At 47.1% G+C, this 12,477-nt stretch carries 11 protein-coding genes; 7 read left to right on the top strand and 4 right to left on the bottom strand.

The features are described from left to right. The first annotated feature begins 119 nt into the window (after positions 1 to 119). The 4 genes from ITG12_RS24040 to ITG12_RS24025 all read left to right on the top strand — a co-directional run bounded on the left by ITG12_RS24040 (position 120) and on the right by ITG12_RS24025 (position 4,517). Positions 120 to 1,526, top strand: a complete 1,407-nt coding sequence (locus tag ITG12_RS24040) for a PTS transporter subunit EIIC (protein ID WP_227741174.1) — start codon at positions 120 to 122, stop codon at positions 1,524 to 1,526. Positions 1,527 to 1,600: 74 nt separating this feature from the next. Continuing rightward, positions 1,601 to 2,566 (top strand): sugar kinase, encoded by a 966-nt coding sequence (locus ITG12_RS24035; protein ID WP_038882158.1) that lies wholly within the window; start codon positions 1,601 to 1,603, stop codon positions 2,564 to 2,566. Positions 2,567 to 2,582: 16 nt separating this feature from the next. Beyond that, the gene (locus tag ITG12_RS24030) at positions 2,583 to 3,221 is read left to right on the top strand and encodes a bifunctional 4-hydroxy-2-oxoglutarate aldolase/2-dehydro-3-deoxy-phosphogluconate aldolase (RefSeq protein WP_038882157.1); all 639 of its coding nucleotides are present in this window, start codon (positions 2,583 to 2,585) and stop codon (positions 3,219 to 3,221) included. A gap of 171 nt (positions 3,222 to 3,392) precedes the next feature. Next, on the top strand, positions 3,393 to 4,517 hold the full coding sequence (locus tag ITG12_RS24025; RefSeq protein ID WP_038882156.1) for a carbohydrate porin: 1,125 nt from the start codon (positions 3,393 to 3,395) through the stop codon (positions 4,515 to 4,517). Between the two features lie 67 nt (positions 4,518 to 4,584). Here the strand turns inward: ITG12_RS24025 and ITG12_RS24020 are convergent, their stop codons facing one another. Further along, positions 4,585 to 5,016 carry a polymer-forming cytoskeletal protein gene (locus tag ITG12_RS24020; RefSeq protein WP_080642206.1) on the bottom strand — a complete coding sequence of 144 codons (432 nt, stop codon included), beginning with the start codon at positions 5,014 to 5,016 and terminating at the stop codon, positions 4,585 to 4,587. Next, on the bottom strand, positions 4,920 to 5,873 hold the full coding sequence (locus ITG12_RS24015) for a M23 family metallopeptidase (RefSeq protein WP_038882155.1): 954 nt from the start codon (positions 5,871 to 5,873) through the stop codon (positions 4,920 to 4,922). Before ITG12_RS24015 ends, ITG12_RS24020 begins: the two co-directional genes overlap by 97 nt. Before the next feature lie 457 nt (positions 5,874 to 6,330). Between ITG12_RS24015 and ITG12_RS24010 the strand changes: the two genes are divergently transcribed. The 3 genes from ITG12_RS24010 (at position 6,331) to ITG12_RS24000 (ending at position 10,862) form a co-directional block, all read left to right on the top strand. Then, positions 6,331 to 8,064 (top strand): hypothetical protein, encoded by a 1,734-nt coding sequence (locus ITG12_RS24010; RefSeq protein ID WP_248874297.1) that lies wholly within the window; start codon positions 6,331 to 6,333, stop codon positions 8,062 to 8,064. Between the two features lie 246 nt (positions 8,065 to 8,310). Then, positions 8,311 to 9,324, top strand: a complete 1,014-nt coding sequence (locus ITG12_RS24005) for an HlyD family secretion protein (protein WP_248874295.1) — start codon at positions 8,311 to 8,313, stop codon at positions 9,322 to 9,324. 5 nt (positions 9,325 to 9,329) lie between these two features. Continuing rightward, the gene (locus ITG12_RS24000; protein WP_248874293.1) at positions 9,330 to 10,862 is read left to right on the top strand and encodes an MFS transporter; all 1,533 of its coding nucleotides are present in this window, start codon (positions 9,330 to 9,332) and stop codon (positions 10,860 to 10,862) included. Between the two features lie 103 nt (positions 10,863 to 10,965). Here ITG12_RS24000 and ITG12_RS23995 read toward each other — a convergent pair whose 3' ends face one another. Beyond that, the gene (locus tag ITG12_RS23995; RefSeq protein ID WP_248874292.1) at positions 10,966 to 11,568 is read right to left on the bottom strand and encodes a TetR/AcrR family transcriptional regulator; all 603 of its coding nucleotides are present in this window, start codon (positions 11,566 to 11,568) and stop codon (positions 10,966 to 10,968) included. Between the two features lie 143 nt (positions 11,569 to 11,711). After that, a complete protein-coding gene (locus tag ITG12_RS23990) occupies positions 11,712 to 12,473 on the bottom strand; it encodes an ATP-binding cassette domain-containing protein (protein WP_005434322.1) in 762 nt (253 codons plus the stop codon). Between the last annotated feature and the right edge of the window lie 4 nt (positions 12,474 to 12,477).

The raw sequence follows: 12,477 nt of genomic DNA, 5'->3' as shown, positions 1-12,477 counted from the left end.
TAGTGTGAGTTTTATCACTAATTTGTCGATTGGATAAATATGACCAGTAGCTAAGATGAGCGCAGTGAATGAGCAGACAAAGCACATAGGAAAGTATGATGCAATTGACACAAACAAACATGGCAACTGGCGATGCGTCGTCAGGCAAGGCAAACAGCTTTAGCATGAAACTACAAGAACTGGTCGCAGCACTTGGCGGCAACGAGAACATTGCTAACATCACCCACTGCATGACCCGCTTGCGTTTCAAGCTGGTGGACGAATCGAAAGCCGACAAAGCAAAACTTGAAGCAATTCAAGGCGTAAAAGGCGTGGTGCTTGGACAAGGTCAGACACAGGTGATAATCGGTGTCGACGTTGAAAAATGGTACTTAGCCTTGTCTGGGGCAAGTGCTGCGCCAGAAGATGCAGAAATCGAGCAAGAGAAAGGCAAGCTATTCCAAAACGCAATGCGCGTGGTGGCGGGCATCTTTGGGCCTGTCGTACCTGCGATTGCGGGTTCGGGCATGTTGATGGGTCTGCTATCGGGCTTAATTGCGACCAACGTGATTTCAGAAAGCTCGGATACGGTGTTCTTCTTCCGTTCGATTTCTCTCGCAGTATTCTTTTTCCTACCGATGTTGGTTTCTTTCTCTGCGGCGAAAGTGTTTAAAGTGAACGAATACATTGCGTTAGCAGTTGCTGCAGCGATGATGTCGCCTAAGTTATTGGAAAAAGCGACCATTCTTTCTGAAGCAGGAAATACCCCAGAGCTGAACGTATTTGGTGTGATTCCAATTGAGTTGCTTAACTATGGCGGCGCGATCGTGCCTGCGATTCTAGCGGTTTGGGTACTGTCCAAAATCACCCCTATGGTAGATAAGTTAGTTCCTGCTTCTGCCAAACCAGTATTCACTCCGCTACTTGCTTTCACTGTGACATCGACTCTTGTACTCTCTGTTGTTGCCCCTGCGGGGATGTGGCTAAGTAACGGCGCAGGTTGGGTTGTGAGCTCATTATTAGAGATCTCACCAACGCTGACCGGGTTCGTGTTTGGTTTAACTCGTCCAATTACCATCGTATTCGGTATTCACCACAGCATGACGCCAATCAGCTTGAACAACTTTGCGCTGTACGGAAAAGATTTGCTGATGCCAATTATGTGTTTGGGTAACCTAGGCATTGCAGGCGCGACCATGGCGATTTGGTACAAGCAGCGCAAATACGCAAGTAAAGAGCAGTCTTCAGTGACAGTGAGCTCAGGTGTCACCGCTATTCTTGGTATCACAGAGCCAGCGCTATTCGGCGTGCTGACTAAGTACACCAAAGCACTGTTCATGGCGAGCTTAGCAACAGGTATCGTCGGCGCGATTTCAGTGACTATCGATACCCACTTAACAAGCTACATTCTTTCTTCGGTATTCAGTCTGCCAGCTTACTTGGCAAGTGGTACTCAGAACTTTATTCAAGCGGTATTGGGCGTGATTGGTGTGTTTGCACTGTCGTTCGCAATGACCATGATGTTTGTACGCATCGATAATAAATAATCCTCTTTTCTCTCTATGTAGACCTGTCGTGTCCATCTGCGACAGGTCTCTTCAGCATGCTTAAAAGAACTGTTATGAAGACAATCGCAATACTTGGCGAATGCATGATCGAGTTGAACGGCAAGCCGTTTGGCGACATGCAGCAGACGTTTGGTGGTGACACCCTTAACGCGGCGGTTTACCTCAGCCGTTGCAGCCAAGCCCTAGACGCATCACCGCAAGTGCAGGTGCAATACGTCACCGCCATGGGAACAGACCCACTGAGTGACGGCATGGTGGCGCGTTGGCAACAAGAAGGTGTGGCTACGGAGCTAGTCTTGAGAGACGAAACGCGCACGCCGGGCCTATATCTGATTCAGTTAGATGACCAAGGCGAGCGCACTTTTCTTTACTGGCGTAATCAATCGGCAGCGCGCTACTTGCTCCAACACGCCGAGTTTGAACGTGTAGCGGAATCACTCAAGCTAGTTGATATGGTGTTTGTCAGTGGTATTAGCTTGGCGATTCTGCCGGAGCAAGATCGTCTCCAACTGCTTGATCTTTTGAGTCGCTTTCGAGCTAAGGGTGTTGAGATTGCTTTTGATAGTAACTTCCGCCCGGCACTTTGGCCGCAAGACCAAATGAAGACTGTTCAAACATGCTATCAAGCGATGTACCAGACTACCGACTTGGCGTTGGTCACTTTCGATGATGAACAGCTTATTTGGGGTGATGCAACGGCGTACGACACAATCACGCGCTTGCAGAAGCAAGGGGTGAAAAATGTGGTGGTTAAGCTCGGTGCAGAGGGCTGTTTAGTCGCGGATTCAAATACATTTGAGCCTTACTCTGTGGCAACAACGCCCATAGACAATGTCATCGATACCACTTCAGCAGGCGATTCATTTAATGGTGGTTTCCTCGCGACGTACTTGTCTGGTGGCAACATCAAACAAGCGTGTATGAATGGGAATACCCTCGCAGGCACCGTGATTCAACACAAAGGCGCCATCATCCCACGATTGGCAACCAATACGGCCATTGCTCAGTTCAAGAAATAGATTTACAGGAAACAACATGTCGAATTTAAAAGCTCAATTGAAAGCGTTAAAAGTGATCCCAGTGATCGCCATTGATCGCGCAGAAGACATCATCCCATTGGGTAGAGTGTTAGCAGAAAACGGTCTGCCAGCAGCCGAAATCACGTTTCGCTCCGATGCCGCTGTCGAGGCGATTCGTCTATTGCGTGAAGCGCAGCCAAACATGCTGATTGGTGCTGGTACGGTGCTCAATCGTGAACAAGCTATTGCAGCCAAAGAAGCGGGGGCAACCTTTGTGGTTTCTCCGGGATTTAACCCTAACACCGTTAAAGCTTGCCAAGAGATTGGTATTGATATTGTACCTGGTGTCAATAACCCAAGCGCAGTTGAAGCGGCGTTAGAAATGGGACTGACAACATTGAAGTTCTTCCCGGCAGAAGCCTCTGGTGGCGTCAACATGGTGAAAGCACTGTTGTCTCCTTATGGTGATGTGGAAATCATGCCAACTGGCGGTATCAATCCTTCGAACATTAAAGACTACCTAGCCGTACCGCGAGTGCTGGCATGTGGCGGTACTTGGATGGTCGATAAAAAGCTTATTGAAGCGGGCAAGTGGGAAGAATTGGCTCAGTTAACGCGTGAGGCGGTTGAGCTAGTCGCGAAGCAATCTGCTTAATTCTCGATAATCCAAATTTCCCTAACCGCGAGATTTACGGCGGTTAGGGGATACTCAAATAACAACAATAAATCTTAGTAAGCCTTTCTTTCTCAATAAGAAGGGGCGGGACTTTCTGTCTCTGAAATCAGCACATTTACACAATAAAATCTAATACATATAGGGTTTAACATGAACAAAGCACTGAAACTATCTCTGAGCGCCATCGGCGTATGCACGGCACTATCGGCAAATGCGGGCATCAGCATTATCGACAACGAAGAAGGTAACTTTTCTATCGGCGGCGACGTTGAGTTGAACTTCAACTACCAAGATCGCGAGTCGAACGATTCTGGCGATCAAGAATTCAACCAAGATGGCCGCGTACTGATCGAGTTTGCCGGCGAGAAGTTCACCAGTAACGGTCACTACGTTGGCGTAAAAGCGCAGCCTCTGTTTGAAAGCACGGGTGATGTAAATCTTGATGACGCATACTTTGAGTTTGGTAAGAAAGACAGCTGGGCAATCAAAGCAGGTCGTTTCGAAGCGTATGACATGTTCCCTGTTGGTTTGGATGTCTTCTTAGAGTACTCAGGTGATACCTCTAACGAGCTTTACACCGATGGCTCGGCTTACACCTATCAAATGAAAGAAGCGCGCGGCCGTGGATCTGATGGTCAGCTGATGTACAGCCAAAGCTTCGGCAATCTTTATCTGGAACTGAGCACCATGATTGGTGACCGTTCGGATCTTTTCCATGAAGGTACCGATGGCGGAACATATCACGGTCAAGCCATTACCAGCAGCAAAGACTCCTTCTTAGTACGCCCTGTTGTTGCTTACCAAATGGGTGATTTCAGCCTAGCAGCCTCGATGGAAACCAACCTCGTTTCTGATGCGGTGGTGACCGACCAAGGTGTTGATATTTCTGACCGTACTGGTTACGGCTTAACAGGTAACTGGACCAGCGGTGATTGGTCAGTGAACGCAAACGTGGCTTACCTAGATGCGGTGGATGAAAACAACTTCTCGACAGGGGTTAACGCACTGTGGAAAGGGCTAGGTATTGGTTACGTTTACGCGTTGAACGAATACGAAAACAAAGAGATCAAGGACTGGGCAGAAGGTGATGTGAAGGTATCTACGCTTTATGCTTCTTACGAGTTCACGGACGTACTAGAGGTAGAGAACTTCTCAGTGCTATTGGGTTCTTACTTCACAACCGTTACCAACGATCTTAGCGTGAACTCACCAAGCGAAGCGTTTAAAGAAGAAGACGATTTCGGTGCGCGTGTTCGCCTGTTTTACGAATTCTAATTTGGTCTAATGCAAGTATAGCAATAACTCAAAAGGGCACAGTCAGTGCCCTTTTTGATATTCTTAATTACGCGCTTTTGCGAGCTTGTGACTTATCGGTTTTATTGGTTTCTGTGGATTTATCTTTTAGCGTCACCACTTCTTTTTCTGGGAGTTCTGCGGCCTCTCCGAAGAACTTACCGCCCGCTTCGATACTCAGGTTGTTGCTCCAGATTTTGCCACTGACTCGTCCTTTCGCTAAAACCTGAATGTGTTCTGCATGGCAGTTACCATCAAGCAGACCATTGACGATCAGTTGTTTCGCGTAGATGTCGCCTTTAACACGGCCACTCTCTGCGACGACCAATGTCCCTTCGACGTGCAATTGGCCTTCGATGATGCCATCAACCTGAATATCGCTTTCTACTTTGAGTTCTCCGCTAACAGAACAGCCTTTGGCGATGAGAGTTGAAGCTGATGAGCCACTCGTTGTTCCACGGTTTTGATTAAAGATTCCCATCGTATTCTTCGCTCCTTGGTAAAGATGTCTTCAAAATTATTGAGGTTCCAATCCACGAATGGCCTTGGGTTTACGGCTCTTCCAATAAATCTCACTTCATAATGAAGGTGAGGACCAGAAGAGAGCCCGGTGTTACCAGAAATGGCGATGAGCTGGCCTTTTTTGACGAACTCACCGGTTTTGACTTTGAACTCTTTCAAGTGGGCATAAGCGCTCGAAAAGCCAAAGGAATGTTGTATACGCAGTAAGTTTCCATACCCTTTGCTACTTCGGCGTGTGGTCTCTATCACGCCATCAGCAGAGGCATACACTTTGGTGCCAGTGTTTACCGCAAAATCTAGCCCACGGTGCATTTTGGTTTTTTTGGTAACCGGATGAACGCGCTTGCCAAACCCCGATGAAAGGCGTGCTTTACCGACTGGAGAGCCGTTAGGGATCTGGTTGAGCATCACCATTCGAACATTAGACGTGATAGCTGCAGTATCAAAGCGTGCATCCAAACTCTCAGTGTTGGATTCGTTGACGACACCGAGCACTTTCTCCAATTCGCCTAAACGCTCCGAGACCAATTGAACGCGCTCTTCTCGCTCCGATAGGTCATTCTCTAGCTCTGATTTTAGAGCCTTTAGCTCACTTAACTCCTGACCCATACTGCGTGATTGCTCGGTTAACTTTGCTTGCTCAAGTACGGCGTCATCGACCTGAGAATAAAGATGATTGATCAAGATAGCGGTTGCGGTTAATCCCAAAAGAAATGCCACCAAGCCCGTTTTAAAGTTGCGCTGCATGGTTTTGCTGAAGTACCAATGCTTAGAGCCATTGATGTTGGAGATAGAGATAGTCAGCTGATCTTTCATGGTGATTAATGGCGCGATAGATGTTCAACATTCGTTATTGATAGCTCTGACTGTAAGTAAAAGTACGACCGTCTTCTAGAGGAGGAATCGACGAAAATGTCAGGTCGTGAGCTGTTTTCAGACAATAGAGAAAAATCGGTAATTGGATTTAATATTGCGTGGACTTTGGCCGGTAGGGTATAGCATTTATGAAATTTTATTGAGTAAGTTGCTAATAGTGTGGTTTCGCAGTTTAACCGACTTCACGGTTCATCTTATAAATGTTGGATATCTTAAGAAATTGGCATTCAGCAAATTGATAACTTTGTTTGGGGGTTTATGATGGCGTTGCACGCAAATTAACGTCTGAGTTCCCGAATGGTGATTCTCATCCTTTATGGCGTTCATTAAAGGCTTAATGCTCACTCAAACCTACTGATTGGTTTGAGGAAATAAAACCAAGACAACGGAGTTGGTCGTGAAAAAATTATTATTAGCTACTGCAGTGGTCGCAGCAGCCGGTGGTGCCGCATATGTGTACCAAAACAATCTTGCCCAAGGTGAATCTTCAAGCTCGCTACTTGCTCAAGTTCCAGCTGATACCTTGTTGATCACTTACCAAACAGAACCTTTCAATCACTTCGAGTACATGAACGCTTTCGGTACATCACAGCAGCCACCTATGTCGGAGCTGTTTGCGGAAGAAGAGCTGACGTCTGGTCTCAAGTTTGCCGTCAATTTCTTAGATGCGTACATGGCAGCAGCCTCTTCCCCTGAGAATTTAAAAGCCTTCTTGGGTACCGGTGATATGGTCAACCCAATCATGTACACCCTAGGTCTTGTACCTGTTTATAAAGTGCAGTTGGAGAACCCTGCAGCGCTTTGGAAAACACTGGATGAGCAAGAGCAACTGGCGGGTATTCAACATGAACTTGTGAAGCTCGATTCCGTGGAGTTCCGCCGCTACGAGTTGACAGATTCGCAAGATCCACAACTAGGCATTGGTCTTGCGGTGGGAGTGGTTAATAACGTACTGACCGTGACTTTCGACATTCCAGAGCTGGGTGTTGAAAACCCACTTAAACTGGCATTTGGTCTGGAAGCTCCTAAGAGCAGCATCGTTGACTCTGGCCGTCTAGAGGCAGTGCAAACTAAGTACGGAATGAACAACAACTCGTTTGGGATTTTCGACATTCGAGAAATCATTAAAGGTCTAACGACACTTGATGGCAACAGAATGGCACGCCAACTTAAGAATGTCGATTCTGACCCGACTTTAGAGCAACTGCGTTCTCCGGCGTGTCACACTGAGTTCACTCAAATCGCTGAAAACTGGCCACAGATGGTCGCGTTTGCCGAGTACAGTGCGGGTGACGACAAAGCTCGCCTCAACGGTAGTTTTGTTGTTGAATCGAAGAACCAAGTGATCCTTGAGGCGCTGAAATCTATGCGTGGCGTGCTGGCAGAATCCAACGGTGAAAAAAGCATGTTTAGTGTGGCATTAGGCCTAGACGTTGCTACGTTGGCGCCTGCGATTGGTAAGATCTGGACAGATTTAACCACGCCTGAATACCAATGTTCAATCCTAGCGCAAGCGCAAAATGACATGCGTGGCCAAAACCCAGCTCCGGCGATCAGCATGGGCGCGGGTATGGCAAATGGCCTAAAAGGTTTAAGCATGGAAATGTTCGGTCTTGATGTGAACATGAATGGCCAGTACGGACCTGAGCTAGGTCAGTTGGATGCGATCTTCTCTATCTCAGCAGATGATCCAAACATGTTGCTGCAAACGGCACAAATGTTTATTCCTGAGTTGGCACAGATTCAGATCCAACCGGACAACCAACCGGTGAACATCGGTGGTCTGATTGAACCATACGCAGGTAAGCCGATGGACGTGTTTGCTCGTCTAAACGGTAGTCACCTAACGCTTTACAGCGGTGATGCATCAGCAGCAGCGAGTGAGAAAGTCATGGCTCAGCCGCTAACGGCAAATGGTCTATTGAGCTTCACTATGGATTCGGACCGCGTACTGGAAGTGATTGAAACAGCGTCGGAAGTGTCTGGTGAGCCAGTACCAGAAGACGTGAAGATGAGCCTACAAGGTGAGCTTATCGGTGGTATGGCTTTGGACGTAACCAAAGATGGCATTGTGTTTGACTTCGATTACACAAGCTCAACCAAACCACAAGTGAAGGTAGCGCAGCAATAAGCGGGACTCACCGGCTTCAATCTCGAAGCATTTCTTCATAATCAAAAGGCGACCTCAGTGTCGCCTTTTTTGTTTTTCTCACGACAGCCCTTCAATTTCTTCTCTTTCATTCAAAAGTGACCACCAAATAAGATCATTAAAAATCAGTGGGATGGATCTTTCTCCTCTATAAATGATCAAATGTACCTTTACTAAAACTGTACGGTACAGTACAGTTTGTGAAAATCATTAAGTTGGGTTTAAGAAATGAAGAAGAAAGTCATTGCGTTGTCGCTTGTTATTGGTTCGTTAGTCGCTGCAGGTTGTGCGTTATACCAACCTAATATGGTGACCACCGATAACGCTTATGTTCACTCGGATGTGACGGCGATTTCTCCGGAAGTCGGTGGGCAGGTAAGCCAACTTTTTGTCGAAGATAACCAGTGGGTAAGTAAAGGTGCGCCACTGTTTTCGATTGATGATGAAGATTTCATTGCCAACCAAGAAATTGCGAAGTCGGCGTTAGATGTCGCAAAGGCTGCGTTGACCGCAAATCAAACCAAAACCGAAATGCAGCTGGTAAAGATTGAGCAGGCGAAGCAGGGCATTCACAGTGCAAGTGCGAACGCAGAACATCAAGCGGCGGAGTTCCAGCGTCTTTCCCGCTTGGTACAAAAGCAGTCGGTGAGTAAGAACCAATTTGAAGCGCAAAGAACACGTTCTATCGAAGCGAACAGCAATCTTGAAACTGCCAAGCTAGCACTAGCCGCTGAACAGAAGCAGCTCGATGCGCTAGTAACAGAAAAGATGCAGCTAACCGCGCAACGCAAGCAAGCAGAAGCGAACTTGAGACTGGTAAATATCGCCCTTGAGCGAACCATCGTTCGAGCGCCATTTGATGGTTATGTGGCAGACAGACAAGTGCAAGTAGGTAAGTTTGTTCAACCGGGCATGGGTTTGATTGTGATGGTGCCGGATTACGTTTGGATTGAGGCAAACTTCAAAGAGACTCAACTAGAGAACGTCGCACAAGGGCAAGATGTAGAAGTGGTGTTAGACATGTTCCCTGATCATCCGTTGCATGGTCGTGTATCTTCAATTACCCCTGCAACAGGCGCGCAGTTTAGTTTGTTGCCACCGCAAAATGCGACCGGTAATTTTGTGAAAGTAGTACAGCGCGTGCCAGTGCGTATTGAGTTGGATATCCCACAAGAGCTGAAACAGCGCATCTACCCTGGTTTGTCGGCTGAAGTGTCGATTGAGACCGCAACGCAGGGTTAATCGTCATGAAAACACGTTCACCATTGCTGATTTTTGCGCTGTTCGCCATTGCGGCTTTTGGGATCAATTCGGTGATGTTTACCGAGTTGTCCCACGAGATGGCAGCCACATCCGGTTTGTCCACAGATGAAGTCGAGCAAGTGAAAATCGGCTTTATGATCACTCAAGTGTTGGGGTTTATGTTTACCCCTATCTTGGTGCGCAAGCTTGGAGCGTCATTGCCATTACACTCTGCATTGCTGGTGGGTTTGGGAACGAACCTTGCGCTCTATTGGGTAGGTCAGCATGCGTTGTTGTTCACGCTAACTTGGTTAGTAAGCGGCTTTTTCATGAGCATGTTATTGGTGGTGGTGAACCTTTATCTACTCAATACCTTTGAGCAACGTTGGCTGCCTGCGATTATTGCGCTGACGCTTATATTCTCAACACTACTACCAATGGGCGCTTATCCGTGGTTGGTGGCTGAGATTGTCGAAGTGTTTGACTGGTCGTTTTTGAACGTTGTTTCGGCTTGGCTGTACTTTTCAGCTCTAGTGATGATCGGCGTATACAAGCCTCAGGCGATTGAGATTGAAGCTAAGCCAAAGTCCTCAGTTTCAGTTTATTTCGTACTCGCGTTAACGATGGGTTTGGTGGTGTTCCTACTAATGCGTGGCAGCTACTACAACTGGTTGGATTCAGACTGGTTTGTGCAGACTTCTTCTGTGGCTGCAGCACTGGTTTTGTTGGCGGTGTATCAGTTGGTGAAAACGCGCCATTTGGATACTGCTTCGATGCAATTGCACGGTAAGTTAAAGACTAATGTATTTATGTACAACGCCTTTCTAGCAGGCTTTGCCGTGATGGCAAGTACGGTGCTGTTTGCCAACTTCCTAAAAATGGCGATGCACTATAACAGCCTCAATGCGGGCTATGCACAGTTGCCATCCTTTTACGCTATGTTGGTCGGTATGCTGGTGAGTGTGTTGGTGTATTACTTCCGCCGTCCACTGGCAGATGCAGTGGTGCCTTTTGGTGTGCTGATGATTCTGCTGTCGGTACACGAGTTCAGCCAATTACCAAGCTTTGTTGGTACAGAGTCACTACCCATCCCAATGCTGCTGCGCGGTTTTGGTGTTGGCTTGTTGAATGTGTCGGTGACGATTGCGGTGTTGATGTATTTCCAAGTTGGGCAGCGCTTAGAAGGCATTGCTAACTTCTATCTGTTCCGAACCATGGGCGGGGTGATTGGCGGGGCGTTTTTCTCTCGTGTGATTCAAAGCCACAGCGCGCAAGCATCGGGTGAAATCGGTCGTACACTGGACGGTTCAAACCATGTGTTTGCGGCGTATGAACAGGCATTGAGCAGCGCGATTTTGACTCATGGCCGCTTACCTAATCCGGCACTCGGCATGAGCCAAATTAGTGCGGTTGTGAAAGAGCAAGCAACGACATTGGCGCTGAGTAATTCGTTGGTGATGTTTATTGTCTCTATTTTTGCGCTTGCGCCAATCTTGTTGATTGGTAAGAAGCTAGCCGCAAAACAAGAAGCGCAGTGAGGTTAGGTAAACAGAACAAATAGCCAGCCAAGCAACTCGGTAACTAAGCCGCAAAAAACAAAGGGAGCCAATGTGCTCCCTTTGTGTTTTAGGTTTTAGGTTCTTATCGCTGATAAAGCTTAAGGAATGCCGCCACGGCTTTTTGTGTGTGCGAATCCAATTCTTCATCGCTTAAGAAATCAAAGCCCATCAGTGCCATGTTCTGGTAATCCATTTTGATCAGCGCGAGTAGCTGACCACAAGCTAAATCGGCATCATCGATGTTAAGTTGCTGGCTGATGGTGTCGGTTTTTAAAAACTCAATTAAGTACTGATGAATGCGCTGCGGTCCGGTTTGCCAAAACTGATTTGGAACCGAGTCATGTTTGTTGAAGTCGGCAGAGATGATGCGATAAAGCGATAGGATTGGGTTAGAGCAAATGCCGCGTAGATACTTCTTCGCGAAGTCTTCTAAGGTTTCTCTTAGTGGTTCGTTCTGTTTATCGGCAAGTTGGAAAACGGACTCTAGGCTGATCTTGGTGTTATGTGCGAGCACTTCAACAAACAGCCCTTCTTTGTTAGAAAAGTAACGATAAAGGGTCTGTTTTGAACCACCACAAATTGCAACGATTTGATCGAGTGACGTGTCCTTGTAGCCCTGTTCAATAAACAGCTTGGTTGCCACTTCGATGATTCGAGTTCTTTTCTTTTCAGTAGATGCGCGCATAACTAAATCAACTTAAATAAAACTGTTCAGTACAGTATCATTATTGCCGCCGAGACACACCGCTTTTCCGTGTTTAACGCTTCTTCATTGACCAAAATTAAAAAAGGCGACACGAGGCCGCCTTTGGAATCAGATTGGTTACGTTAACGTCGGTAGTACAACGAAATGCGGTTGCCGTTAATCTCTTGCACGATAAATGGAATCTCATAAATATCGCTCAGCACGTCGGCATCAATCACTTCTTCAACCAAGCCCGCTTTGATGACTTCACCAAGTTTCATCGCCACGATGTGGTCGGAATAACAAGACGCAAAGTTGATGTCGTGAATCACGATCACTACGGCTTTGTTCTTCATTTCCGCAAGCTTGCGTAGCGTACTCATGATGTCAACGGAGTGCTTGATGTCGAGGTTATTCAGCGGCTCATCTAAGAAGATGTAGTCGGTATCTTGCGCCACCACCATAGCAATAAACGCCATTTGACGCTGACCGCCCGACAATTGGTCGATAAAGCGATCTTTCAAATGGTCGATTTCTAGATGCTGCATTGACTCATCAATGATGCGGTGATCTTCTTCTGTCAGACGACCTTGCGAGTATGGGAAGCGACCAAACGCCACCAAATCACGCACCGTAAAGCGCATGTTGATGTTGTTTGACTGGCGCAGCACTGATAGGCGCTTTGCCAAGTCTTCTGTGTTCCATTGGTCAAGAGGCTTATCACCAATCACGACGCTACCAGCATCGCTTTCGGTTAGTCGGCTCGCCATAGACAGTAGGGTACTTTTACCCGCGCCGTTAGGACCAATGATGCTGGTTACTTTACCAAGTGGAAAAAGGGCATCGGCGTTTTTTACCACGTATTTTTCGTTGTATTTTTTGCTAAGACCTTGAATACGGATCATGTGA

This window comes from Vibrio sp. ED002 (assembly GCF_023277445.1).
Lineage (GTDB): Bacteria > Pseudomonadota > Gammaproteobacteria > Enterobacterales > Vibrionaceae > Vibrio > Vibrio jasicida.
Note: the sequence above shows the minus strand (reverse complement) of the source record. Positions and strands in the feature narration are given on the sequence as shown.